Source organism: Senimuribacter intestinalis, from assembly GCF_943192965.1.
Classification (GTDB): domain Bacteria; phylum Bacillota; class Clostridia; order Peptostreptococcales; family Anaerovoracaceae; genus Senimuribacter; species Senimuribacter intestinalis.
The window spans coordinates 181927-208548 of record NZ_CALPCF010000001.1; the positions used below are offsets into that span (position 1 = coordinate 181927).

At 44.5% G+C, this 26622-nt stretch carries 27 protein-coding genes and 1 pseudogene; 7 read left to right on the top strand and 21 right to left on the bottom strand.

Annotation, left to right across the window (positions count from 1 at the left end; translation table 11 throughout):
- Positions 1 to 140: 140 nt before the first annotated feature.
- From NFR88_RS00930 to NFR88_RS00940, 3 genes are all read right to left on the bottom strand, one after another.
- A complete protein-coding gene (locus NFR88_RS00930) occupies positions 141 to 4133 on the bottom strand; it encodes a hypothetical protein (RefSeq protein WP_251612738.1) in 3993 nt (1330 codons plus the stop codon).
- Between the two features lie 480 nt (positions 4134 to 4613).
- On the bottom strand, positions 4614 to 5612 hold the full coding sequence (locus NFR88_RS00935; RefSeq protein WP_161908287.1) for a GGGtGRT protein: 999 nt from the start codon (positions 5610 to 5612) through the stop codon (positions 4614 to 4616).
- An 11-nt stretch (positions 5613 to 5623) separates the two neighbouring features.
- A complete protein-coding gene (locus tag NFR88_RS00940) occupies positions 5624 to 6316 on the bottom strand; it encodes an iron-sulfur cluster assembly scaffold protein (protein WP_160201575.1) in 693 nt (230 codons plus the stop codon).
- Between the two features lie 190 nt (positions 6317 to 6506).
- On the opposite strand from NFR88_RS00940, the gene NFR88_RS00945 reads away from it, so the two are divergent.
- Positions 6507 to 6935 (top strand): helix-turn-helix domain-containing protein, encoded by a 429-nt coding sequence (locus NFR88_RS00945; RefSeq protein WP_161908288.1) that lies wholly within the window; start codon positions 6507 to 6509, stop codon positions 6933 to 6935.
- A 147-nt stretch (positions 6936 to 7082) separates the two neighbouring features.
- On the opposite strand, the gene NFR88_RS00950 is transcribed toward NFR88_RS00945, so the two are convergent.
- From NFR88_RS00950 to NFR88_RS01025, 16 genes and pseudogenes are all read right to left on the bottom strand, one after another.
- The gene (locus NFR88_RS00950) at positions 7083 to 7532 is read right to left on the bottom strand and encodes a Fur family transcriptional regulator (protein ID WP_307726226.1); all 450 of its coding nucleotides are present in this window, start codon (positions 7530 to 7532) and stop codon (positions 7083 to 7085) included.
- An 8-nt stretch (positions 7533 to 7540) separates the two neighbouring features.
- A complete protein-coding gene (locus NFR88_RS00955; protein ID WP_251612740.1) occupies positions 7541 to 8380 on the bottom strand; it encodes a putative manganese transporter in 840 nt (279 codons plus the stop codon).
- Between the two features lie 125 nt (positions 8381 to 8505).
- Positions 8506 to 9696: a bifunctional phosphopantothenoylcysteine decarboxylase/phosphopantothenate--cysteine ligase CoaBC gene (coaBC, locus tag NFR88_RS00960; RefSeq protein WP_160201572.1), complete on the bottom strand. Its 1191-nt coding sequence runs from the start codon at positions 9694 to 9696 to the stop codon at positions 8506 to 8508.
- Positions 9697 to 9847: 151 nt separating this feature from the next.
- Positions 9848 to 11134, bottom strand: coding sequence for an esterase/lipase family protein (locus NFR88_RS00965; protein ID WP_160201571.1), 1287 nt, complete (start codon positions 11132 to 11134; stop codon positions 9848 to 9850).
- Between the two features lie 590 nt (positions 11135 to 11724).
- Positions 11725 to 12609 (bottom strand): RNA polymerase sporulation sigma factor SigG, encoded by an 885-nt coding sequence (gene sigG, locus NFR88_RS00970; RefSeq protein WP_465250570.1) that lies wholly within the window; start codon positions 12607 to 12609, stop codon positions 11725 to 11727.
- Between the two features lie 63 nt (positions 12610 to 12672).
- A complete protein-coding gene (gene sigE, locus NFR88_RS00975; RefSeq protein ID WP_160201570.1) occupies positions 12673 to 13380 on the bottom strand; it encodes an RNA polymerase sporulation sigma factor SigE in 708 nt (235 codons plus the stop codon).
- A gap of 85 nt (positions 13381 to 13465) precedes the next feature.
- Positions 13466 to 14209: pseudogene (locus NFR88_RS00980) on the bottom strand (sigma-E processing peptidase SpoIIGA); the annotation flags it as partial.
- 89 nt (positions 14210 to 14298) lie between these two features.
- Positions 14299 to 14556: a hypothetical protein gene (locus tag NFR88_RS00985; RefSeq protein ID WP_251612742.1), complete on the bottom strand. Its 258-nt coding sequence runs from the start codon at positions 14554 to 14556 to the stop codon at positions 14299 to 14301.
- Between the two features lie 12 nt (positions 14557 to 14568).
- A complete protein-coding gene (locus NFR88_RS00990; protein ID WP_251612744.1) occupies positions 14569 to 14709 on the bottom strand; it encodes a hypothetical protein in 141 nt (46 codons plus the stop codon).
- A 36-nt stretch (positions 14710 to 14745) separates the two neighbouring features.
- Entirely contained in the window at positions 14746 to 14991 is a 246-nt protein-coding gene (locus tag NFR88_RS00995) for a hypothetical protein (RefSeq protein ID WP_251612747.1), read from the bottom strand.
- Positions 14988 to 15815 (bottom strand): diaminopimelate epimerase, encoded by an 828-nt coding sequence (dapF, locus tag NFR88_RS01000; protein WP_251612748.1) that lies wholly within the window; start codon positions 15813 to 15815, stop codon positions 14988 to 14990. Before dapF ends, NFR88_RS00995 begins: the two co-directional genes overlap by 4 nt.
- Complete coding sequence (locus NFR88_RS01005; protein WP_251612750.1) at positions 15812 to 16210, bottom strand: hypothetical protein; 399 nt, start codon at positions 16208 to 16210, stop codon at positions 15812 to 15814. Before NFR88_RS01005 ends, dapF begins: the two co-directional genes overlap by 4 nt.
- A gap of 186 nt (positions 16211 to 16396) precedes the next feature.
- Positions 16397 to 17677, bottom strand: a complete 1281-nt coding sequence (gene lysA / locus NFR88_RS01010; RefSeq protein WP_251612753.1) for a diaminopimelate decarboxylase — start codon at positions 17675 to 17677, stop codon at positions 16397 to 16399.
- A 20-nt stretch (positions 17678 to 17697) separates the two neighbouring features.
- Complete coding sequence (locus NFR88_RS01015; RefSeq protein ID WP_251612756.1) at positions 17698 to 18618, bottom strand: S66 peptidase family protein; 921 nt, start codon at positions 18616 to 18618, stop codon at positions 17698 to 17700.
- 17 nt (positions 18619 to 18635) lie between these two features.
- Complete coding sequence (locus NFR88_RS01020) at positions 18636 to 19169, bottom strand: spore maturation protein (RefSeq protein WP_251612758.1); 534 nt, start codon at positions 19167 to 19169, stop codon at positions 18636 to 18638.
- Positions 19170 to 19181: 12 nt separating this feature from the next.
- Entirely contained in the window at positions 19182 to 19901 is a 720-nt protein-coding gene (locus tag NFR88_RS01025; protein WP_251612760.1) for a nucleoside recognition domain-containing protein, read from the bottom strand.
- Between the two features lie 277 nt (positions 19902 to 20178).
- Between NFR88_RS01025 and NFR88_RS01030 the strand changes: the two genes are divergently transcribed.
- From NFR88_RS01030 to NFR88_RS01045, 4 genes are all read left to right on the top strand, one after another.
- Positions 20179 to 20649, top strand: coding sequence for a hypothetical protein (locus NFR88_RS01030; RefSeq protein ID WP_251612761.1), 471 nt, complete (start codon positions 20179 to 20181; stop codon positions 20647 to 20649).
- 355 nt (positions 20650 to 21004) lie between these two features.
- Positions 21005 to 21613 carry a hypothetical protein gene (locus tag NFR88_RS01035; protein WP_251612763.1) on the top strand — a complete coding sequence of 203 codons (609 nt, stop codon included), beginning with the start codon at positions 21005 to 21007 and terminating at the stop codon, positions 21611 to 21613.
- A gap of 35 nt (positions 21614 to 21648) precedes the next feature.
- A complete protein-coding gene (locus NFR88_RS01040) occupies positions 21649 to 22221 on the top strand; it encodes a M15 family metallopeptidase (protein WP_251612766.1) in 573 nt (190 codons plus the stop codon).
- 101 nt (positions 22222 to 22322) lie between these two features.
- A complete protein-coding gene (locus tag NFR88_RS01045; RefSeq protein ID WP_251612768.1) occupies positions 22323 to 22853 on the top strand; it encodes a hypothetical protein in 531 nt (176 codons plus the stop codon).
- A 66-nt stretch (positions 22854 to 22919) separates the two neighbouring features.
- On the opposite strand, the gene NFR88_RS01050 is transcribed toward NFR88_RS01045, so the two are convergent.
- Positions 22920 to 23072 carry a hypothetical protein gene (locus NFR88_RS01050; protein WP_251612769.1) on the bottom strand — a complete coding sequence of 51 codons (153 nt, stop codon included), beginning with the start codon at positions 23070 to 23072 and terminating at the stop codon, positions 22920 to 22922.
- 5 nt (positions 23073 to 23077) lie between these two features.
- On the bottom strand, positions 23078 to 24028 hold the full coding sequence (locus NFR88_RS01055; protein WP_251612774.1) for a dipeptidase: 951 nt from the start codon (positions 24026 to 24028) through the stop codon (positions 23078 to 23080).
- A gap of 141 nt (positions 24029 to 24169) precedes the next feature.
- On the opposite strand from NFR88_RS01055, the gene NFR88_RS01060 reads away from it, so the two are divergent.
- Together NFR88_RS01060 and alr are read left to right on the top strand one after the other, a co-directional pair.
- The gene (locus tag NFR88_RS01060; RefSeq protein WP_251612779.1) at positions 24170 to 25366 is read left to right on the top strand and encodes a M20 metallopeptidase family protein; all 1197 of its coding nucleotides are present in this window, start codon (positions 24170 to 24172) and stop codon (positions 25364 to 25366) included.
- 2 nt (positions 25367 to 25368) lie between these two features.
- Positions 25369 to 26490: an alanine racemase gene (alr, locus tag NFR88_RS01065; RefSeq protein WP_251612783.1), complete on the top strand. Its 1122-nt coding sequence runs from the start codon at positions 25369 to 25371 to the stop codon at positions 26488 to 26490.
- The last annotated feature ends 132 nt before the right edge of the window (positions 26491 to 26622 follow it).

A 26622-nucleotide genomic window follows, 5' to 3' on the forward strand; every position in this document is an offset into this window, starting at 1 on the left:
CTTACAATCAAGTTGTAAGGGGCTAACCTGTTACTCATTACTCGTTTCAATAAATAATAATTAAATCGCTAGCGCCTATTATTCCGTAAAAATGGGTGGTTCGCTCGAACCACCCATTTTATTTATGCTGCTGTTTTCTTTTAGGATCTCTTTTTTCTAATTCCATATACTGTGCCGCAAAGTCCAAGGACTGCTGCGCCAAGCACTGCAAGCCATGTCAGCATATTTGCTGTATCGCCTGTTCTTGGAATCCACCAAGGCAGTTCATCTGTATCTGCCGGTTCATTCTCGTTCAAAATATCCTTGATTTCGCTCGGGTCTTTGATATTCTTATCTGGTTTCCCGTCTCCATCTGTATCGATATTGGTATCTGGCTTGCCGTCTCCGTCCGTATCTACATTCAGATCCGGAATACCGTCGCCATCGGTGTCGATATTGATATCCGGAATGCCGTCGCCATCGGTGTCGATATTGATATCCGGTTTGCCGTCCCCATTGGTATCTACATTTACATCCGGTTTGCCATCTCCATTGGTGTCGATGTTGATATCTGGCTTGCCGTCTCCGTTAGTGTCGATATCCACATCTGGTTTGCCATCTCCATCTGTATCCTTGTTGATATCCGGTTTACCGTCTCCATTGGTATCTACATTTACATCTGGTTTGCCATCTCCGTTAGTGTCGATATCTAAATCTGGTTTACCATCTCCATCTGTGTCCTTGTTGATGTCTGGTTTACCGTCTCCATCTGTATCGATGTCCACATCCGGTTTACCATCTCCATCGGTATCCTTGTTGATGTCTGGTTTGCCATCTCCATTGGTATCTACATTCACATCCGGTTTGCCGTCTCCATTGGTGTCGATGTCCACATCCGGTTTGCCATCTCCATCTGTATCCTTGTTGATATCCGGTTTACCGTCTCCGTCTGTGTCGATGTCTACATCAGGTTTACCGTCCCCATCGGTGTCGATGTTGATGTCCGGCTTATCATCTCCGTCTGTGTCGATGTTGATGTCTGGAAATCCATCATCGTCGGTATCAATGTTAATATCTGGAATCCCATCATCGTTAGTATCTTTATTGATGTCCGGATCCAGAATCGTCGGCTTGATGATATTATAATTGATGTCAATAGTACATTTATTTCCATTTTCGTCGGTTACAGTCACGCTGACAACATACTTACCCGGTACAGAAAAGTCAATCGGATTAGTTTTCAAATCAATTGGATTACCATCTTTATCATAAACTTTAATGTCTTCGGCTGCTGCCTGAATCGGCTTTCTATCGTCACCTGTTCCCTCCATCAGCGGATAGCCTGCCTTACTGGTAAAGACGTATCTGTCATTAATCAGCTTAACAAAATAATCAACATCTGCTTTTGGTTTATCTTTGCTTACCTTTTCATTAATTCTGTCTTTAAAAAATCCATGAATTGGCCAGGTATCCGGCTGATCTGGATCAACGTTTGGATCTGGATTCTTCGGATCCGGTTCGATTCGCTCTGACCCTACAATCACCAGTTTGTTGCCATCTACTTTTTCATCATCTTTCAAATCGTCTTTGTCCTTGGTTATGACTGGCACTGGAGAATTGATGAATGGGAACTTGGATACGATTTCATCCAATGTCGGCGGCTTCGGGTTATCTCCAGGCGCCGCATCAGGATCTTCCCATGCAACCAGCTGTGCTTTTGTCGCGTTTTCAAAGTAATTGGTTCCCTGCACATATTCCGCAGTCACAACAAAATCTCCCGAATCAAGCTCCGGTACTGCCGGATATTTATCTTTTTCAAAGTCAAATGTCTTTGTAATGCTGCACACATTTCCAGTCACCGTCAGCTCATCTGCACTGGTCTTACTCAAATCAATCGGAGCACCTACCTTTACGCCGTTGATATAGAACTGTACCAATCCAGTCGGCGCTTTACAAGTCGCCTTGGTTCCATCGCCCGGCTGTACGGTTGCCTTCAGCTGCACCTTCTTAATTTTTCCGTAATTCAATTTATCAGAAGGATCATCCAGATTCTGCTCAATGGCATAAGTTGCCTGTACCTTGGACGGTACTTTTTCAATGATTGCCCAGCCTGTTGCTCTGTGACCCCAGTAACTTTCCGCAAATTTGCCCTCTGCATACTGCGTAGAAGTTACGGTCAGCTTATAGATTCCTGCATCAGTTGGCATCACATTGTTGCCCGCCATTTCCTGTTCCGGTTCAATCGCCTCGCCATCTTTTTTATCATAGCGCTGCACCTTAATCTTTACTTTCGTGCTGTCGCTTAACGTTTTCGCAATTTCCTCATCCGTTGTAATGGGATCATTTTCCCAATCATAACTCTCAAAAGCAATTCCATCGTACTTTTTACTCAGTGTTTTCGTCCATTTTTCTGGTAAATCAAAATCGATATATCGTTTCAACGTTGGCGTTTTGCCTTCTTCTACCTTTGGAATAAACAACGGGTCAACTGGCTTCGGCTTCCCATCTTTGTCTTCTACACCCAGTTTTACCGTAATTTCCTTCCCTACCGCGGTAGATGGCAGCCACAGATATAAGTTACCATCATCAAAACGTCCCGGAGAGCCGTAATCATACTTTTCACCGCCAATGAGCAGTTCCCAACCATAGACATAATCGTCAGTAATCCCTTCTGCAGACAAGTTGACTTTGGTCATAAATACTTTATTTTTTTCATTGGTGTAGTCTTCGCTGCCCCATGCTGTATCTCCAATTCCCTGGAATTTATTGGTACTTGCGCAGCGTACAGAGCCGCCGCTGATTACAACGTGACCACCTGCACCGCCTAAGTCCTTATAACTGCTGTTGGATACAGGCAGCAGGGTGCCGCCGGTCACTTTAATCGTGCAGCCCTTTGCGGTCGTTCCGCAGGCAGCACCAAACGCGTTGCCGTGACCGCCTCCGGTAGATTTTAAATATCCACCATTAATAACAATATCTCCACAGTTCCCTGTACCGGTTGCCGCTGTAGATACTTCTGTCTGTGCTGCGCCTCTCTGTCTGGTATTCGTATTGCCGGCACTCCATCCCGCACCGATACCAGCGCCATGATAGGCACCTGTCGCATCAATCTTGGCAGAGTTAAAAATCATTAAGCCGCCCTTTGGTCCCATATCAGGGGAGCCTCTAACCTTGCCTGCACCAGTTCCAATGCCAGAACCGCCGCCTTGTGCGCATTCACCGGAACCATAAGAACACTTAGCAGTAATGTCACCACCGTTAAAAATCATAGTGCCCGCATTTTCCTGCGGTCCAGTTCCAATGCCAGCAGAAGAATCTCCACCGGAAGCAACTAATTTTCCTCGTTTCGCACTGTTCAGTTTGCTCAGCGGATCACCTTTCTTCAGCTTATGACCGTTCATCAAAGTTACATCTGCACCAATGACACCGTTTTCTGGTGTAATCATATTGCCTGCACTGTCTCTGTTCAAAACACTGTCATCAATAATCAGCGTAGAACCCTCTCCACAGTGTAACGCCGCCGTCGCATTGGTCGATGCATTCAGCGTATTGGTGGTATCGTCTGCCAGCGTAATATGACACTGGGTCGGCGTCATGAGATTGAACGGCGCATAGCCGGTAATATTGACGCCTGCCAGCGTAATATCCGCTTGAATATTAGGGCAGATTTCAATGGTCTGCGCTGTTGCAGCCGCAACATTTTTGTTTTTAATCGTCAGCGGCGTATTCGTCTTTACCTGCAGTACCTTTCTTCCGCTGATATCCGCAAGTTCATAGTCTTCTCCCTCTTTGCCGCCAGACACTAAAAAAGCGCCTACTTCTTTTTCCTCTGTAGGATCGTCGCTTGCTTCATCCGCCAATGCCATTGAGCGCATGACAGAATTTGCTTCTTCTGTAGGATCTTCTTCGACAGGTTCTTCATCTGTCGACACGTCTCCGTCAGTAGGTGCATCCGCATCCGGTGGATCGAGTGGGTCATCGCCAACCACTAAATCGCCTTCCACGCTGAGTTCTCCACCTACTATGACATCGCCCCCTATCTCCATGCTTTCGATTCTGCCTGCAGGTGCGTCAACCGCATAGGACTGACCTCCCCCCAGCAATTTTTCGGAAGAAAGCAATCCTCCGCTAAACGCAGAGATTGCAAAAAACATGCATAACAATAGAGCTAATGTCTTCTTGTTAAAAGGTTTCACTGGTTTGCCTCCTTTTCGTTCTAAATTTCTAGCTCAGTCTGTTTGTCTAAACTTCAGAGTTTTATTACAAAAACGACAATACAAAGCACTGTCTCCTTTATCACACCTGAGACACGTACTTCCAATATCAATTTTTCAATAAACACTTCTAAAGATTTCCCTTTATTATACTACGTTCTGACAAACTGTGTCAAGAAAATCACTAATTCCGCTTAATTTTAATTCGTATTTTGAACCCAGTATTTGTTAGCTGTGTTTTCCATATTAAAATTCAAAATAATGCCCTTTTTTAAAGGGCGAATTTTTATTTGCAACAGTAATTCAACCACGAATCCGCCCCTTTGCTCTTATTTTAGGGATAGAAAGGGCAGATTTAGGATTTTTACTTTAAAAACGCAGGAGTTTTTTCAGAAACTCCTGCGTCATCAATTTACATATTTATTTGAAGGCTTCCTGTACAGCTACCGCTACAGCCACGCTGGCGCCAACCATCGGGTTATTTCCCATACCTAAAAATCCCATCATTTCAACATGTGCTGGTACTGAAGAAGAGCCTGCAAACTGTGCATCAGAGTGCATTCTTCCCATGGTATCTGTCATGCCGTAGGAAGAAGGACCTGCTGCCATATTGTCCGGGTGCAGAGTTCTGCCTGTACCACCGCCGGAAGCAACAGAGAAGTACTTCTTTCCTTCAAGGACTCTTTCCTTCTTGTAAGTGCCTGCAACCGGGTGCTGGAACCTGGTTGGATTGGTGGAGTTACCAGTGATGGACACGTCCACATTTTCGTGGTGCATAATTGCTACGCCTTCCCTTACATCAAAAGCGCCGTAGCATTTTACTTTCGCTCTGTCCCCCTTGGAGTACGGTGTTTCTTTGACAACCTTCAGCTCCCCAGTAAAGAAATCAAAGTCTGTCTGCACATAGGTAAAGCCGTTGATTCTGGAAATAATCAGCGCCGCGTCCTTGCCAAGACCATTTAAAATTACTCGCAAAGGTTTTGTTCTGACTTTGTTGGCGGAATTTGCAATACCGATTGCGCCTTCTGCCGCCGCAAAGGATTCATGACCTGCAAGGAATGCAAAGCACTCGGTTTCCTCACTGAGCAGCATAGACGCCAGATTGCCGTGACCGATTCCGACCTTTCTGTCGTCCGCTACAGAGCCAGGAATGCAAAATGCCTGCAGGCCTTCTCCGATTGCCTTTGCCGCCTCTGCCGCGGTTACAGCTCCCTTTTTCATTGCGATAGCTGCACCAAGGACATATGCCCAGCAGGCGTCCTCAAAGCAGATAGGCTGAATTCCCTTTACGATTTCGTAAGGATCGAAACCCCTATCGGTACACATTTTACGGGCTTCCTCCAAATCCTTGATTCCATATTCTTTCATCGCCGCTTCAATTCCGGCGATTCTTCTATCGTAGTTTTCAAATAATTCCATCCCGGCACCTCCTATTCCTTACGCGGATCAATCTTCTTGACAGCTTCGTTAAATCTGCCGTAAACCCCGCTGGCTTTCTCAATAGCTTCCATTGGATCCACACCACTTTTGATAAAGTCCATCATACGACCGATGTTTACATACTTATAGCCGATGATATTGTTATCCTCATCAAGACCTTCCTCTAAAATGTATCCTTCTGCCAGCTCCAGATATCTAGGACCCTTTGCCGCAGTGGAATAAATAGTGCCAACCTGGCTTCTGGTGCCTTTACCCAGGTCTTCAAGTCCTGCACCGACAGCAAGTCCGCCTTCTGAAAAAGCAGACTGACTTCTTCCATATACAATCTGTAAAAACAGTTCTCTCATCGCCGTATTTATTGCGTCACAGACAAGGTCTGTGTTTAATGCCTCTAAGATTGTTTTTCCGACCAGAATTTCTCCTGCCATGGCTGCAGAATGAGTCATGCCGGAACATCCCAGCGTCTCAATCAGAGCTTCCTGGATTATGCCGTCCTTAACGTTGAGGGTTAATTTGCATGCACCCTGTTGCGGCGCACACCAGCCGACACCATGTGTCAATCCTGAGATATCTGCAATTTCTTTTGCCTGCACCCATCTGCCTTCTTCGGGAATAGGCGCTGGTCCGTGATTTGCATCTCTTCCAACGATACACATATTCTCGACTTCTTTTGTATAAATCATCTTCTACCTCCACTTAAGTTTCGTTACTTCTTTTAGTATATCATCGGCAGCGCATTTATTCAACTGGTTTTAACTGTATCTTCGACGATGATGAAGGTCAATCCCCCTAAATCACAAAGAAATTTTTCTGTTATGATGACTTAATGTAAAAAAGTTGAAACTTTTTGCTGCCCTTTAGGACTCTATTTATATGAAAACATTTTATCTGGAGGAAGAACAAATCATTATGGACGCAAAAACACAAGCACAAATCGCAGCAAATATCGGATACTTACGCCGCCTTTTCGGCTATACGCAGACTGGACTTGCGAAAGCTCTGGACATGTCAAGATGTACTTATGCCTTACTGGAAAACGGCGAACGGCTTCCTACCGCAGATGTTCTGCTTCTTCTGTCGGATTTTTATCATATCAGTGTAGATACAATTTTACAGCTGGACTCACAGAAACTTGTCAATGATGTGATTTTCGCAGACCGTTGCAGCAAACAGCAGCGCAATCTGCTGGAGTTGTATAATCAGTTATCTCCTGAAGGAAAAAGAAAACTGATTACCAGATCCAAACAGCTTATTCTGGAAGAAGATATAGGCGAAGTCCCATCCTATCGCACCGCTTTATAAAAGAACGCCTGCAAACACAAAGAATATAGCCTGTGCAATGTGCACAGGCTATATTCCAACCTATAACATAATACTATATGGATCGTTTGTCCACAATCAGAATTTATCATATCTAATCTGTAGAAGTCAATCAAACTTTAGTCCTATTTACTTTTCTATGACCGCTTTTTCTCTGCGGCATCCTGCACAAAAGCCGTAAATCACAGAATTTTTACACTGCAACTGAAATCCGTGATCCTTTGCAACATGGCTCGCAATCTCTTCCATAAAGTGACAGTCCAGATGCTCAACAACACCACATGCCACACACTTCAGATGTAAATGCTCATCGCATTTGTGAGTCCGTTCTACATATTGATAGGTCGCCTTTGTACTCTCGCCATTCGCCTGAGGCATATATTTGATTAAATTTCCGTCAGCTTCTAATTTTTCCAGATAACGATAAATAGTCGTTACGTTAACCGGATGATTTTCCGACTGCATATGGGCATGAATTTCACTGACACTGACGGGCCTTTGCCCCGACTCTTTCAGATAGGACAAAATCCCAGCTCTGCCCCCTGTCTTATATTCTAATCCGCTTCGCCTAGTCATCATTATCCTCCCTATAGGCAAAATTCAATTATGATACCCCAGACTACACTAAAGATGTAAAGCACCGCTGCAATAGTCATATTTTCGTGTAAATGTCTATTTTCTTTAAAGAGCACTAAAAGTCCCATGCCTGCGCTTACTAAAAGTCCGCTGAACATCGGACCTGCACCGATGATTCCATCCAGATAAAGCTGTGTAATCACCACTGACGCCGCACAGTTTGGAATCAGCCCCACAAGGGCGGAAACCGCCTGCCCAAGTACTGGCACATTGGAAAAAATCCTGTATAGATTCCCCTCTCCGACTAGCTCAATGGCGCCTCCAATTGCGACAGAAATCAAGAAAAGGAAAAAGAAAACTTTTACAGTATGCAGCACTGCATCAGCCAGCACGCCTGTGCCGCAATGACATGGCTCCGCAGGCAGTTCGAACTCAGAAGAAACCTTATTTCTTCGCGCCATAAATCCAAACAATATCTCTGCTAAAAAACCACTAATCATGGCAATGATAACCTTGGTCAGCAGAATCTTTACAATAACAGTTCCCGGCACTTTTTGCGAAATCAAAATCGGCAGCATTTCGTCCGAGGTTGACATATAAATCGCAATCAGCGTGCCAAAAGTCAGCACTCTATTCATATAGAAATACGAGGCTGCGGTAGAAAAGCCGCATTGCGGAAATGCTCCCAGAAGGCTTCCCCAGACAGGTCCGAACTTTCCGGCTCTCTGAATCATGCCTCTGGCGTGGCTGCCAGTTGCTCGTTCCAAAATTCCCATGACAAGATAAGTCAAAAAAAGAAACGGTATCAACCGCAAACTATCCATCAGCGCATCTAGTAAAACTTCTGTCATATGCTCCCCTTTCCAATCAAATTTGCAATTCATTTGCGTTTTATATTATAGCATCCCACAATGCCCAAAGTCAAGGCATAAAAACAGCACACACCATGGCAATCATGGGTGTGCCGCATTTATCATTACAATTGTCCCAATATAGTATCTACCACAGCCTTTGCTACCTGGTCTTTTCCCATCAGTTCCAGCTGCCGCACTTCATCTTTTGTAATCAGTGTCACCAGATTGGTATCAGTGCCAAATCCTGCACCGTCATCCTTCAGGTTGTTTGCCACAATCATATCTGCATTCTTGCGAAGCAGCTTTGCCTTAGAATTTTCCAGCATATTCTCTGTTTCCATAGAAAAACCGCAGAGAAACTGTCCATCCTTCTTATGTTCACCAAGGTACTTCAAAATGTCCTGCGTCCTTTTCATCGGAATAGACAAATCGCCATCCTTTTTCTTTACCTTCTGATCACTGACATTGAGCGGGGTATAGTCACTGACCGCAGCAGCTTTAATGATGATATCCATCTCTGCACTTCGCGAAATCACCGCTTCAAACATATCTGCTGCGCTTTCTACAGAAACTGTATCTATAAACATAGGCAGCACCGCTGTAGTCGCTGCCTTTACCAAAGTCACCTCTGCACCTCTGAGCATACATTCCTTTGCAATAGCAAAGCCCATCTTTCCGCTGGAATGATTGGTGATAAACCGAACTGGATCCATGGACTCTCTGGTAGCCCCTGCCGTTACCAGTACTTTCTTTCCGACCATGTCCTTTTCTCTTGCAACAGCCTTCTCAACATACTGAAACAGCACCTCAGGCTCTGGCATTTTTCCGCTGCCCGTATCACCGCAGGCCAGGTAACCAGTGGCAGGTGTAATCACTTCAATGCCATAATGCTGCAAAATCTTTATATTGTCCTGTGTGATTGCATTCTCGTACATCGCCGTATTCATCGCCGGTGCTACAATCTTCGGGCAGGTTGACGCCAAAAAAGTGGTAGTCAGCATATCGTCTGCAAGACCGTGCGCTAACTTCGCCATCACGTTAGCAGTTGCCGGCGCCACCAGAAACACGTCAGCCTTCTTTGCCAGTGCCACATGTTCTACATTGTGCTGAAAATTTCTATCGAATGTATCCACAACGCATTTATTTCCTGTCAGCGTCTCAAAGGTGATAGGATTGATGAAATTGCACGCATGTGCAGTCATAATCACATGCACCTCTGCCCCTGCCTTTACCAAACTGCTGGCAAGCGCTGCGCACTTATACGCTGCGATGCCGCCGCTGACACCTAAGAGAACGGTTTTATCTTTTAGCATAGTTTTCTCCTTAAGATACTCGTAGTTTTCCTTATCAGTATACGCCATACCCTCAGAAAAAACAAGAAGAAAGAACCTCCGATTGTCGATGATTTGTCAATTATTCGTTACTGCAGTCCCATTACGCCCAGTCAGAATGGGCAATTCGTTCTTACAATCCTTTCGCCTTCAAATCCTTCACTAATTCCACATAAAATTCTCGCACATCAAAGCCGGGAATATTTTCTCTATTCAAATCAATCACATCGCCATGGGATACGCCGCGTTTGCCCTCCGCCTGAATTTCAATGCACCGGCTTCCCCATTTCATGGATTCAACCGATACCAGTCCGTCATTGGCTCCATCAAAAAGTTTCACAAAGCGGTAGGTCAAGTTCAATGGAAACTTTCCGTATCCGGCTCTGTTCATTTTCGATGCCACACTTTGGCAGTAAATTCCATACTCCTGCACTGCCGCTTGCTCCGGTTCACGCATCTTCTCATTAAGAGCCTTGCAGCCACTTTCTGTCAAGTCAATAACAGCCGCTAGAAAATCCGGGTTCGGATCGCCCAGATATTTGACTGTCTGGTTATAGGTCTTTGCAATTTTTCCCCTAACCTTTTCCGGCACATGATAAAACAGCCACTCTGCGAATTTACAGCCGCAATGCGGCGTATTGATAGTAGTCAATGATGCAATTCGCGGCGCCGCTCCGCACATCGCAAGCGCATATCTGCTGTCCAAACCGCCTTTTGAATGTCCTATGATATTAACCTTTTCTGCTCCAGTCTTCTGGCAGATTTCTTCAATTCTTGCCGCAATCTCTTCTCCGCAGTCCGCTACTGAATCCGCCGACTGCTGTTTTCCATAAAAAATTTTCGCACCATTTCTTTGCAGTTCTCTCGGAATCCTGCCCCAGTAGTTCAGATATTTAAAGTCCCTGAAAAACACGCCATGCACCAAAAGCAGCGGATATTTTGTATGACAAACTTCGCTCTCTGCCCTCACTCGGTTCAGCTCAGCTTTCTCTGTTTCTGTTTCCACCTCTCGCTGTACAAGGTTAATTAGTTTCAACAAAACCAGCAGATTTACCACCGGAATTAATCCGGTAAAGGCGGCAACCAGCCTCCATTTCATGCCCAGCTGCGTAGATGTTAGATAAATCCGTATCATGCCGCACCAGAACAAAAGAGTCTCTATCCCTGCGCAAATCAGACCTATCGGTATTACTGTCCACCAGCCGGGCCAGGCGGTCAAAATCCAGCTGAATCCAATGAGGCAACACGCTGCAGAAGTCCATAAGAACACGCGCAGCTGCACCGTTCCGCAATACATCTGTCTGATGATTCGACTCTCAAACTCGCTCTTGCCTCGCCTCGGCACGCCAAGAGGCACTATTATAAACCAGATAGCAGCCAGTATCGGCAAAAATATAATAATGTAATATAATTTTTCCATAACCGAAGTCCTCTTTCTTTGTTAAAATGTCATTGCTACTATCACATCTATACTTTCGTACAAAGCAGCATTCTTTATATGATTGGAGTTATTTCTATTTCATTATATTATAGTTTTTTGTTATAATAAAGAAATAAATTGTTTTCGCCATGATTTTTCTATGTATTATCCAAATCCGCACCATTTTAGGATAAATATAAGTCAATGGTGCGTTTTTGCATTTCTGCAGTCTCTATGCTGCACCATATGACGCTCCATGAAAGACAATGGTGCGCCAGAAACTATATCGCAGAATAAATTCTTAAATTTTCACCCCATTTTAGGGATTTATATCCATAAACCAACATACATATTCCATAATATTCCATTTAATTCCAGAAATTTCACTTGTTTCAATGCTTAAATAAAAAAATCCGCACCATGAGACCTCATTTCGTCATATATGGTGCGGATGTCGATTTTTTCTCTTGAAAAATGCACCTTTCAGGGTATTTTCAAGAAAAATGGTGCAGAACGATTTTAGTTCGATTTACTCAGCATATGCTGCTGCTTGCCGATAAACATCTAAAAGTATAAATATAATCTTAACTTTAAACATACTTTCTCATATACTTCAATGCATTCTTTTCAAGGCGGGATACCTGTGCCTGACTGATGGAGATTTCCTCTGCTACCTCCATCTGAGTCTTTCCTTCAAAAAAACGCATTTGTAAAATGTGCCGCTCTCTCTGAGAGAGTTTATTCATAGCTTCCGACAAGGAAATGTTTTCAATCCAGCGTTCATCGGTATTTTTCGTATCCTGCACCTGATCCATTACAAAAATTGCGTCCCCATCATCGTGGAATACCGGCTCAAAGAGAGAGACCGGTTCCTGAATGGAATCCAGAGCCAGCACTACATCTTCCCGTTCCACCTCAATATCCTCAGCAATCTCTGTAATAGATGGCTCTCTGGAAAGCTCATTAGAAAGCCGCTCCTTCGCCTGCAGCGCCTTGTAGGCAATATCCCGCAAAGAACGGGAAACCCTGATGCTGTTGTTGTCGCGCAAATATCTGCGTACTTCGCCGATAATCATCGGTACAGCATATGTGGAGAACTTCACACCGTGACTCAAATCAAAATTATCCAGCGCTTTAATCAGCCCGATACAACCTACCTGAAACAAATCATCGGGATTTTCACCGCGGTTGTTAAAGCGCTGAATAACGCTTAGAACCAGCCTTAAATTTCCCGTAATAAATTTTTCTCTGACCTGTTCATCTCCCGCTTTGATTGCACGAAGCATTTCCTGCATTTCGGCGTCCTTGTACACCGGAAGCTTTGCCGTATTGACACCGCATATTTCAACCTTATTCGCCATGATTCCACCAGCCTGTTCTATCAAGATTTCCACTTCAATTGAAAAAATCCCTGCCGCACACATATCTGCCGCTAATACTGATTTGCCGAAAATGCAAAAACGCAGCTGTTTCATCAATTAAAGTATGTATTTCCTATTCATAGCTTGCACTGGCAGGTGTAAAAAATGCCCAGCAATTTATCCCAGTTTCTGCACCTCTTTCTGCAGCCGCTCAATAATTTTCTTTTCCAGCCTGGAAATATAACTTTGAGAAATCCCCATGGCGTCAGCTACTTCCTTTTGGGTCATCTCTTTACCGTTTTTCAGACCGAAGCGCATATCCATAATCTGCTTCTCCCGCTCATTTAACTTTGTCATCGCATGATACAAAAGATTCCTGTTCACTTCTTCTTCCAGTCTGGTGCTGACGATATCATTTTCCGTTCCCAGAATATCAGAAAGCAGCAGTTCATTGCCATCCCAATCCACATTGAGAGGTTCGTCAAGAGATACCTCGCTCTTTCGTTTCACATCCCTGCGCAAATACATGAGAATTTCATTTTCAATGCAGCGAGACGCATAGGTGGCTAGCTTTATGTTCTTATCTATTTTAAAAGTATTGACAGCTTTGATTAATCCTATCGTCCCAATCGAAATTAAATCTTCGACATTTATCCCCGCATTTTCAAATTTCTTGGCGATATACACCACCAGACGCAGATTCCGCTCGATAAGTACCGCCCTCGCCTCCTGGCTCCCCTTGGCATACTCCTGCAGCATTTTCTGTTCCTCGTCTCTGGCAAGAGGCGGTGGCAGCACATCGCTTCCCCCTATGTAAAAACACCCGCGTCCCGAAGTTCGAAACACTCTCTGCAAAAACTCCCTGATCGTCCTTAAAATCTGCATAAATACCCCTTTCCAGCATACTTTCCGGCAATAGTATCTGTCCGTTTCCTTTTCCCCCTGATAAAAATTCTTTTCCCTCGCAAACTGCCAGAACCGGTTTTTTTACAGTCTGCGAAAGCACTGTCAAGGCATCAATTCTATAGCCGTCCAGCACTCCTTTTTCTGTTCCTACGGTGTGGTACGGCACAGCGGTATACCTCGCTTGCGGCATTTCCATGGTCTGCAGCAGTTTTTCCATGACCTCCCTGCGCACCACAGCTACCGGCTTTCCTGTAAACGGCTCGGAAAGAAAATTCCCCGAATCAATAAATCCCGTCAATTCCCAGCTAACCTCTCCCAGCTGCAAAATTACCGTAACTTCCGTCCTCATCTGCTTTCTTCGCACCTTTACAAGACTTATTACCAGCCTAATGAAAAGCGCCCCAAAGGATGCTGCCGCCGTTATCGTCATATAGGTTGCAGCCGGCATATATACGCCTCCTGTGGAAACCGCCCCTTCCCAGGAAAACATACCAAGAAAGGCAATAGCTACCCCGCCGTAAAGGATTGTCACTGTGAAAAAAAGCGCCCCCAACAGCAGCACCCTTTTCATAGACTTTTTCCCAAAAGCAAGCAGTGAAATCAGTAGCACAAATCCCATTTTCCCAAGAAATCCAAGCAGGGGCGATACTGTTATAAACATAGTAAAGGCGTACGCCCCGCAGCACAGACTGCACAAAATTCCCCGCAGAATTCTAAAAGGCTCTCCTGCCGCCTTTGCAGTAAAGTACAGTATAATCCCACCTGTTATAAAGTTCTCTAAAAAAAGATATTCCCCATAAACGACCAATAAAAAACGCCTCCTTCGCCGGTACTTATCAAGTATAGCGAAAAAGGCGTGTAAAATTTGTCAAAATCAGTCGTCAGAGAAAAATATTCTTATATAATCCCCCGCGCACCTAACACAACCAGCGAAATGCCCGCTGCAAAAACCAGAATAAGATAAACTGCCACCATGCATTTTCCCCTGCGGCAACGTTTCATTTCGCGCTCAGCTTCCTGCCTGCGTTCCTCTTCTGTCATAGTACTCTCGCGTGCTTTCTGCGCCAGATATTCTTCTGTACCCTTTCTGACAGAAGCTTTGAAAAAAGCATCCTTGTCCATCTTCCTAAATGCATTTTGTATGTATTCCCGCATAATTCCTCCCGCTTACACGCCAATAAATTCTTTACAAAAATTGATAAATTCCCCAAAACCAGTCGCAATGCCATATAGAATCTCCGCCACCATAATAAGCGCAAAGAATGCAAGTATCATCTTTCCGATTTTCCATCTCTTTGAATACTTCATCCCCTATACCTCCCTTAGGTCTGATTCTGCCAACAGCTACATAATCTCCTTTAAAGAAAACGCCAGTAATAGAAGCACTCCAGCAGCAAACAGCACCAAAATCAGCTTCCCTTTGGCCTTTTCCCGGCGCTCATCGTCCTCGATTTCCTCTCTGGAACGGTAGTCATGTTTGCGGCGCTCTACATACTCTGCGACTTCCTTATCAGAGTACTCCTTTGCCGATTTCCAGCGATTTTTCTTCTTTAACTGTTTAATGTACTCTTGCGTTTCCTTGTTGCTCATAGTTCCGCCCTTTCTCCCTCATAAACAATGACCGCCGGACCGCTTAAGTAAAGGTCTTTTACCTTGCCGTCCTCTCTGATTACATCTACGTAAAGAATGCCCCCTGGCATTTCTACCGCCGTGTGGTCGCCGGAAACCAGACCCTTCTCCGATAAAACGGTCACTACAGAGCCGGTTCCTGTTCCGCAGGCATAAGTAAAATCTTCTACGCCTCGTTCAAAGGTACGTTCAAAAATCGCTCCATTCTCTGTGATTTCATAAAAATTCACATTAGCACCCTTGGGCAAATCCGGATGCTCCCGCAGAGCTTTTCCAAGTTCCCAAATCGCCGCAGGTTCCGTCTTTGCAAGACCCGGATACTCCACCACCAGATGAGGGAGTCCCGGATTTCCAAGCTCCACATAGGCTGCATTCCAAACCTTGCCTAGGGCATTCAAATTTACATCAAGAGACATCTTCGTCACATCGTTTAAGCGAATCTGATAATCCACAGCAGAAAGTCTCTTTCCGTACACCGGTCCTGCTGTGGTTTCCACAGTCATAGACTCTCCTGCAATCCCCTTTTCATAGCCGTATTTACAGATGCACCTTGCTCCGTTTCCACACATTTCGCCGACAGATCCGTCAGCATTGATAAAAACCATGCCAAAGTCGCCACCTGCTTTAGGCTCTACCACCGCCATCAGGCCATCGGCTCCCACCGCCATTGCCCGCGGGCAAAGAGTTCTCGCTATATCGCAAAGGGTTTCCACAGGCAGATTCAAAGTTCTGTTATCAATGATGATAAAGTCGTTGCCTGCACCCTGCATTTTCGTAAATTTCATTCTGCTGCCTCCTCTTTCATTGCCAAATCTTTAAGCTCCGCGAGAGGAATCTCTGCGCCTTCAAGTCTGCGGTTTTCATCACTCCTTACAGAAATTCCAATCTGTTCAACCTTGATATAAACCGTCCGGTTTTCCTTTCCTTTAAACTTTTTAAACTGTCCTGCCATAGTTGCTGTAGTAAAGGACAAGCCTGTCACATCTGACTGCGCTGCCTTCATCACGCTGCCGCAAGCCGGACACTTAAAATAGTATTCTCTATCCAAAAGTTTCCACTCATCACGAGTCAGCCACTTCGGATTTTTTTCCTTACAAAATGGACAGATCGTAAAAGTTGTATCGGCAAAACGCTGCGGAATGTCATACATACTTGCCGTGTCACGTTTAAAATTACTCATACGTTTCTCCTTGATTGCAGTATAGCATATGTTTCCTTAGAGTTGCAAGAAAAACTGTTGCTTCACTACATTGAAAGTTTTCTATCATTTCTTCAAAGAAGTTCAATCTCCTAAATAGCAAAATAGGAAAGGCAACCGCAAAGAAAGGATTGTTTCGTTACGGTTGCCCTGTGTTTTACATTTACATTAAAGCTGTTCGTTCATCAGCATATCATCATAAGACTGACGTTTCACTACAATGCGGGACTGTCCGTCGCGGACGAACACCACTGCAGGAATCGGGTTCTTATTGTAATTGCTTGCCATAGAGTATCCATATGCGCCTGTGGAATAAATGGCAAAGATGTCTCCTGTTTCCGGAGTCGGAACCTTTAAGTCATGAATCAGAATATCACCGGATTCGCAGCATTTTCCGCAAACTGTTACAGTTTCAGTTTTTTCAGCGTCTGCCTTGTTTGCGATAACGCCGGTATATTCCGCCTGATAAAGCGCCGGTCTGATATTGTCAGTCATACCGCCGTCAACAGAAACATACTTTCTGATGTCTCTAATATCCTTAATGCTTCCGATGGTATAAAGACTAACTCCGGCTTCAGCAACAATGCTTCTGCCCGGTTCGATGACTACCAGCGGTTTAGGCAGATCTTTTTCTGTAAACCACTGATCAATTCTTTCCATCATTGGGTCAAGGAAATAACTGTACGGCGGTCGTTTCTCATCTACATAAGTCACGCCAAATCCACCGCCCAGATTGAGTTCCTTTACTGTTTCTCCATAGGTATCTTTAATTTTTCCAGCCAGTTCTAAGATGATTTCCAGCGCCTGCAAATGGGAATCATTATCTAAAAGCTGAGAACCCACATGGAAATGCAGTCCATAAAACTCTACATATGGAGAATCGATTGCGGCTTTTATCTGCGGCATAATCACATCGTCATCGAGAGGAATTCCGAATTTGGAATCCTTCTTTCCGGTGACAATATAGTCATGACTGCTGCTTTTCACGCCAGGAGTTACTCGGAAGAGTATTTTGATTGTCTTATCCTTCTCCTTACAGATTTCTTCAATCATTGCAAGTTCAGAAAGTCCGTCTACAATAATTCTTCCAATTCCATACTCGACAGCAAGTTCAAGCTCGCTGCGCAGCTTATTATTTCCATTAAATTCAATGCGTTCAGCAGGAAAACCCGCTTTTATTGCGGTATACAGCTCACCGCCGGATACCACGTCTACACACATATTTTCGTCTTTTACCAGTTTAGCCATTGCCAGAGGGAAAAAAGCCTTTGCCGCATAGGCAACTCTTGTTCCTGGATATTTCTCCACGAAATCTCTGCGCAGTTCGCTAAATCTGTTTACAATATCGCGCTCAGAGTAGACATACAATGGTGTGTCATACTTCTGCGCAAGCTCTACAGTGCTGCATCCATCAATGTATAATGTATGCTCTTTTATTTCTCTCACCATTATCTTGCCTCTCAATTCTGCTATCTTTCTACCTTAAAAACTATACTCTTCTTTTCTGTGTCCATGGTGCAAAGTGCACCCATCGGAAGTGTCATCATCGGCTTTCCATGTCCTGACTCTACATTGTACATTACAGGAATATCAAGGTCCTCAAAGATTTCTTCCAAACACTTATAGACATCATAGGCTGGGCATTCTTCATTGACAATTTTCGTAAATTGTCCCAGAATAATCCCCGCACAGTCTGCCAGCTTTCCGGCATTCTTTAAATGGTACGTCCATTTCTCAATCTTTGTTACAGGCTCACAAACCTCTTCGATGAATAAAATCTTACCCTTCGTGTCCGGTTCATAAGGCGTTCCAATGGCGGCAGAAAGGAGGGAGAGATTCCCTCCAATCAATCTGCCGGATGCCTTACCTGTTTTCATGACGTCTATTTCACAGCCCTTTGGATTGCAGAACTCATATATATCTTCTGCCTCCAGCGCTGCAAAAAATGACGCTTTTGTTTCCTCATCAAAACTATCTACCATATTGGAAGATACCATAGGTCCATGGAACGTAACCAAGTCACACTGCTGATTCAGCGCAAGGTGTAAACTGGTCACATCGCTGTAGCCTACGAAAACTTTTGGATTCGCTTTTATCAGATCAAAATCTATGTACTCCATAGCACGGCTTCCGCCATCGCCTCCGCGAATACAGAAAATGCCGTTCACTTCGGGATCTGCGAACATCTTATTGACCCATTCGCCACGAGTCTTTCCGCTGCCTGCCATATATCCGCCGTAATTCTGATCCAAATTATCTGCCAGTTTTACCCGAAAACCAAGGTCTTCTACTGCCTTTTTACACTCTTCAACTCTATCAGTTCCAATTGCGGAACTGCTGCAAATCAGACCTACTGTATCACCTTTTTTTATTTTTTTTGGGTAACGCATTTGTATTTCACCCTCTATTAGAACCACATGATGTTAACAATCAGAGTCGCTGCAATCAGGGAGGCCAGGTCGCCTAAAAGACCTGCTGCGATGGAGTGTCTGGTGTTACTGATTCCTACAGAACCGAAGTATACAGCTACTACATAGAAAGTGGTTTCAGTAGAACCCAGTGCAACAGAGGCAATTCTACCAATCTGGGACTGAGTACCGTACTGCGCTAACAGGTCTGCCATCATACCTTCTGCACCGCCGCCGGAGAAGGATCTCATAATACCCATCGGCAGAACTTCAGATGGTAAACCGATTAAGTTTGTTACCGGAGCAAGCAGATCGCACAGATAGTCCATCGCGCCGGAGGCTCTGAACATACCGATAGCGCAGAGCATCGCAACCAGGTACGGAATAATCATAATCGCTGTAGAAAAACCTTCTTTTGCTCCTTCTGTAAATACAGAATATACAGGAACCTTTTTACAAATCGCATAAAGTGAAACCAGTGCAATTACAACCGGAATCGCCCAAATAGATATTGCTTCTAATACTGCTGTCATCTTCTTACCTCCTTAAAACGCAACTCTTCCGCCGTTTTTAGCGCTAGCAGAAACATAATCTTCCGGCAGAACAATCGGATTGTCGCCGATGTACTCTTCGTTGATTTCCAGAGTGCCTGCTGCCATTTCCTTTTCGATTACATTTTCCCACTTCCATCTCTTTACTCTCTGGAATAGCAGCGTGAAGGTAATACCAGTAATAGTGGAAATTGTAGTCGCGATGATAACCGGCGCGATGATTTCTGCAGCGCCTTCTGTCTGTACTGCAGCGCGAAGACTCATAGCGATTACCGGAATCAACGTAATAGAGGTTGTAGAAATTGCCATCAGCATGCACTGTGCATTAGTAGCAATGCCCCTAGTAGGGTTTAATGTCTGCAGTTCAGCCATCGCTTTCAGACCAAACGGAGTAGCAGCGTTACCGATACCTAAGATATTAGCAGCGAAGTACAGAGCCATTGCAGAGTTAGCAGGGTGGTCAGCCGGTACGTCAGGAAACAGAAGCCGCATCACCGGCGCGATTGCTTTACCCAGCTTTTCGCAAAGACCAGCTCGCTCCATTACCTTCATCAGACCGCAGAAGAACGCCATAATGCCAATCAAATCTAATGCAATACCAACAGCGGTATCTGCAAAATCGAAGACATTGTTCAGTACTGCTTCAATGTTACCGGTTACGCCGCCGGCGATAACCGCGATGACAACGAATGCCACCCAAATGTAATTCATCATAATTAAATATCCTCCTTCAAAAAACGTATAAGTGCCACACGATTTTAAATAATTGCTGATTTAATCCTTTGTCTCCAAAATTCATCATACAGTCTGCAGCCCTTGACCATCCTGGAGACAAGCCTTAAATCGCTTGGCAAAAATGTATAGAGCAATATTCATGCCAAAGCATATACTTTCTTCTCTCTGCATTTCTCTCATTCAGGCACAATTTTTGCTTGCATATTATGTTAGAAAAATTCTTTTCACATAAACTAAACCTAAAGGAGATATTTTCATGCAAGGACATTTTTCAGTCATCAACAAGAGAGGTCTTATCACCTCCTGTCTGCTTATTTTTTGCAGTATTCTCGCTTTTGCCTTCAGTCTGTTCAAGCTGACGGGCGGCGGCTCAAAGCTATGGATTATTCTGCTTGTTTTCGCAGCCTGCTTCGCCCTGATCAGTCTTCTGATTCTGAAGGGAGTTGCCGCGGCAGGTATCGATGTTCAAAACGGGCAGGTCATATTCGCCGCCGTGGACGGAAACGGTCTCAGAACGCCGCAGTTTTCACTTGCTGACTTAAAGTCTGTTGATCTTTGGAACAGTGAAGGTTTCATTGAAAACCCACAGACCTCTTCTCTTTCCGGCGCGAAGGTCATATTTACCGCCAGCGGCAATCAACAGTTCATTTACTATCCGGTAGCCATCACCTATAAACAGTTTTCCAATCTGAAACAGGGACTCTTCCAGATGAAGTCCATGCTGTAATCTGCTGCGAATGTTTACCACAGATCTGATAGCCACATCTACGCGAAAAAAGTTATTTCGCATATGGCTGTCAGGTCTTTTTTCTTACATTTTTTTACAAATTCCTATATTTTTGTCCGTATTTTAGGACTAATAATCCATAAATACGGATTACTATTAACGCATCGCTGCCATAATCCACAGCAATCATACGAAAATAGCTGTCACTTTTTAGGCATGATTTTTGCTACTATTATCATAGTATAGAACTATATGCTTTTTCCCGGAGAAATAGCACACCGACTTTTTCTGCACAGGCTGTCACGCAAGACCGCCTCGCAGCGCCGGAAAAGGGCAGAAGAAAGGAACACCCATTATGTACAAAATTCAGTATCACTATACCAATATCGCAAAGCAGGTTTTCTTTGGCGTATGCTTTTTGTACGCGCTGCTTCGCTTTTTTATTATGGCGGAAATCATCATTTTCAAGGTTGACGGTTATTATCAGGCGACCAATATTCCCTTGACGCTGCTCATGTACCTTGCCGTCTTCGCGCTGATTTTCGCTCTGTTTCGCGGTCATAAGTACTGCTACAGCACCTATGACGAAAAAGAACTCACCTACCATAACAGCCTGCTCAAAAAAAGCCGCAGTCTGAACCTTTCCGAAGCAAAGGTCGCTGTATTCGATACCAAAGGCGTCAGCTTTTACGCAGAGGACGGCAGCAATTTTGAAGAGAAAAAACCGCTGTTCTTCCTGCCTTTCTTTAGAGACGGCGTCATCGAGGCGGTGCAGATTAACAAGTTTTACAAGATGCTGAAAGACATGCCGGACATGCGTGTCATCAAACGCTTCCGTGTTCTGCCCGGCTATGAAAAAAAGTGGAATTTTGTCACAATTGCTTACGGCTTTGTCGCGGTTTTCGTATTTATGAACTGTGCCACTCCATTGACCGTGTGCATCGTGCTGCTGCAAAATCACTAAAGAAACAGACTTAAGAAAGAGATTTACAAGATAGAATGAAACAATATGGAAATTTAATCAGGCTTTTGGACGCGGATCCGGAATTTATCATTGATCTGGTCTATGCCACAGCAGATAATTTTACGGGAAGCGTCGTCTACGATTCTCCCGAATGCTACATCGATATCGATACCGCAAAAAGACTCATCGCCGCAAAAAACCTGGTGAAAAAGGACGGCTATCGCATGAAGGTCTGGGATGCGTTTCGTCCCACCAGCGCCCAGCAGCGATTCTGGGATTTGTTCCCTGACAATGACTTCGTCGCTTATCCGCCTGACATGGAAACAATCACAGAGTTTAAAAACTCTCACATGAACGGGCAGTGCGTCGATGTGACTTTAACAGACATGGATGGTCATGACATCCTCATGCCAAGCGGCTTCGACGACTTTACAGAAAAAGCCCGCTTGGACTGTCCAAAGACGTCCGGCGAGGCTCTTAAAAACGCGGTATATTTACGCGATATCATGGTGCAGGCGGGTTTTACCCCCTACAGCGGAGAATGGTGGCATTTCTACGACAGAAACTGTTTGCCAAAACCTTATTCGGACTCTATCATAAAATTATAACTAGTTCTAATAATAAAAAAAATATATTATTATTATTGACTTATTTGGGTTTATAATATAAAATATTAAAAAGTTGTATCTCGTTTAGAAAGGAGTTTATTATGAATACTTGCAAAAAATCTAAATCTCTCGTTATTACTTTAGTTGCATGTCTACTGCTATCCAGTGCTTTCATTTTTACCACCGAGAACACATTTGCTGCGACAAAATACGTCACTATGTCCGGTAGTAACACAAAAGGGTGTGTTCCTGTTTACAAAGACGCTAATGGCACATCCCAATGGAAATCCAACGGATTTGGTGGCGTTCTCAGTAAATATGTATACGTGGAATACCTGGGAACTTCAGGTGACTATTATAAAGTGACTTGGGGTTCATCAACTGGATATATAAAGCGCTCACAAGGTACTATTCTTGAAACACTGCCCACAGGTACAAAGAAACTTATGACTAGCAAGAAAGAAAAGCACTTCACTTATACTAATTACTTGGCATCGAACACCTATGTTACACCTTTTTCTGGCACTAGCATTAGTAGAATAAAGTGGGCTACTTATTGCACTGATCCTCAAAATTGCTCAGACCCTGATCAATGGATTGTTCCAGGAAGCGCCAATCTGTCCGACTTTTAAAATTCATATGAGATCAAAAGATAAAAGAAGTCACCAGAGATTTTTTCTGGTGACTTCTTTTATCTTTCAATTTTGCTTATATTCTTCCTGCTCCGTCGCGGCTTTCGCCTTGGCGTTCTTTTTTTCCAGCAGGTTCTGCAGCATACTCTTGTCGTGATTTTTCATCACATAACCAAAAGACAGTACAATGATAACAAGACCAATTATAATTTTAATCATCGAAATTACCTCCCGATTACATCCTTCAAAACACGCAGAGCGTTACCGCCGCTGATCAAGTCAATTTCATCATCTGTGAAATGCTTTTCCATAGCGCCGATTAATTTACCAAAGCCAGCATAGTTCACCAGTTCACCGTTATCATCAATTCCATCAAAGTCGGAGCCGAATCCGATAGCTTCAATACCAGCTTTATCTCTCATGTACAACAGGTGCTCCACAATCCAGTCGATTTTCGGTGCTTCTTCGTCATCTTTTAAAAACGGTCCATTAAAGTTTACACCGACAACGCCGCCTGCATTACCCAGAGTTTTCAGCTGATCATCAGTCAGGTTACGTCTGTGGCTGCAAAGGGCTCTAGCACAGGAGTGAGAAGCAACAAACGGCTTCTTGCTGTATTTTGCAACATCGTAGAAACCACCTTCGGACAGATGAGATACGTCGATTACCATGCCAAGACGGTTCATTTCCTCTACTACTTCAATACCAAACGGTTTCAGACCGCGCAGGTGTTCTTCCTGATTGTCGCTGCTTGGAAAACCAACAGAATTTTCAAAGTTCCACAGAACAGTCAAAAGTCTTACTCCCATATCGTAAACTTCGTGAAGTCTTTCCATTTTTCCATCCAAGAATACACCGTCTTCGATGGTCAACAAAGAAGATAAAATACCCTCTTCCTTGTTTTTCATAATGTCTTCCACAGTGTAAACCGGTCTGATGTGTGCCTTGTTTGCTTCCATAACCTGCTGATACCGAGCGTACATCCCCTTGATGATATCATAAGGATCCATCGTTTTCATCTCGCTTCTGGATATGTACATCGCAAAGAACTGCGCTAAACTGTCATTTTCCTTTAACAATTCCACGTTGATGGAAAGATCAGCATTATAAAAATCAAGTTCCGGCTTTCTCCATGCTTCAAGAAGTGTGTCGCAATGCATATCTACTATTTTCATTTTGTCTTCCTCCATTTATTATACATCTATCATATACTAAAAGCAAAAATTGTGCCACCTTTTTATATCATAAGAATTGTATCGGCACAAGACTTGCATAAGAATAGTAATCAGAAAAGAAAACTGATTACGGAGGGTTCCATGAAATATACAAGTGAAGAAATCAAAAACAAAGTAAATTCAGTCTATGACGAAGCTGTTTCACTGCGCCGTCATCTGCATATGTATCCCGAACTCAGCGAGCAGGAATACGAAACCAGCCGTTTTATCTGCGAGCAGCTAGATAAAATGGGGATTCCTTACGAAAAGGATATTGCAGGCTGCGGTGTCTCCGCCGTTATCTACGGCAAGAACAAAACCAAGGGTGTGGCACTGCGTGCCGATATCGATGCGCTTCCCATTACAGAAAAGGTTGAAATCCCATTTAAATCGAATAATCCTAATATTATGCACGCCTGCGGCCACGATATTCACACCGCAATCCTTCTTGGCACAGCAAAAGTTTTAAACGATATGAAGGAAGATTTACCCGGATCTGTTAGACTTCTGTTCCAGCCTTCTGAAGAAACCATCGGCGGTGCTCGCCAGATGATAGAAGCAGGCTGCCTGAATGAACCAGCTATTTCCGCAGTTTTGGGACTTCATGTAGACTCCGGCACCGATGCTGGCAGCGTAGAATTTATTCCTGGCTCCATGAACGCCGCGTGCAGCGAATTTTTCGTTACAGTAAAGGGAAAATCCTGCCACGGTGCACACCCTAACGATGGCATTGACGCCCTGCTTCCTGCCTGCACCATGGTATCCAGCCTGCAGTCCATCATTACAAGACGAATCGACCCAGCTGAATCGGTGCTGATTACCGTAGGAAAATTCAACAGCGGCACCAAAGAAAACATCGTCTCTGGCGAAGCTGTTTTCTCCGGCACCATGCGCGCCCTAGATATGAAAAACATGGATAAGCTGCGAACCTACCTCAAAGAACTTTGCGAGGGAATCGCTGCATCCTACGGTGCAAGCTGCGAAATCAGCTTTTCCGGCAGCTATCCAACGCTGGAAAACGACCCGCAGCTCTTCGACAGCGTGATGACAACGGCCAAGGAAATGCTGGGAGAAGACAAGGTAAAATTGACTGTAAAGCCTAGCCTGGGTGCTGACGATTTTGCTTTTTTCTGTCATGAAAGCCGCGGACTTTACTATAATATCGGTATCAGAAAACCTGGAGAAGACTTCGCTCACCCGATTCATAGCGAGCTGTTTCACCCGGATGAGGAATGTATTCGCACAGGCATGCTGGTGCAAATCGCCGGCGCACTGAAAATTTTAGAGGAGGAAGCATAAACATGACAAATACAGAAATCCTTCGCGACACACAAATTGTCGTCGATTTAAATAAACTGGCGGGTAATATGGCTAAAATCAAGGAGATGGTCGGTGCTGACGTCGACATCATGCCAGTCATCAAAGCCAACGGCTACGGTCACGGCGCCTGCGCCATCGCACAGACTTTGATGGAATGCGGTGCTTCTGCCTTGGCGGTTGCCACACTGACCGAGGCTTTGGAGTTAAAAGAAGCATATCCCGACTACCCAGTGCTCATCATGGGCTATACCCCTGACAGGCTGCTCCACTGGGTTGTAGAAAAAGATATCATTCAGACCATCTGGTCCATCGAACAGGCTGAGAAGCTTGGACAACTGGCAGGTTCTCTTGACAAAACCGCCTGCATTCATATCAAGGTGGACACCGGTTTTCACCGTCTTGGAAAATGTCCTTCCGATGAATTCGCAGCAGAAATCGCCGACATTTTCAAAGTGCCTCATCTTGCAGTACAAGGGATTTTCAGCCACCTGGCTCTCGCCGGCCTTTCTGAAGACGAGGAGCAGTACCAGCAGTTCACCGACTTTATCAAAAAACTAGAAGCCATAGGCTGCAAGTTCCGCTACAAGCACATTGCAGACAGTATCGCCTGCGTGGACTATCCGCAGTATCGCATGAATCTGGTGCGTCCGGGCGCTCTGCTTTACGGTATGAAAGGCGCTCAATACGCGGATATCAACGTAGAGCAAATTCTAACCTTTAAAACAGCAATTTCTCAGCTCCATGAAATTCCCGCAGGTGAAGGTCTCAGCTACGATTATCTCTGGAAGGCGGAGCGTGACAGCATCATCGCAACCCTGCCATTCGGCTACGCCGATGGCTATCCGAGAAACCTCCGGGATAAAGGCTATGTCATTATAAACGGTACCCGGGCGCCTATCGTCGGCGTTATCTGCATGGATCAGTGCATGGCGGATGTCACCGATGTGCCTGATGTCTGCTGCGGTATGGAAGCCATCATCTACGGAGATGGAAAAGACGGCTCCATGACTATCGCAGAAGCAGCATCCCTGTCCGGCACCAACAAAAATGACATCATTGCAAGACTGACCGCAAGACCGCCAAGGGTTTATATTGGTAAATAACCCCTGTTGCTTACAGGTGTTGGCGCACGTGCATATTTTAGATGAAACTGCCAAATATATGCACAGTGCTGTGCATATTTCTCAAAAAAAGACTAAATATATGCAGAAAAAGGCAGTCAATTCGATTTTATC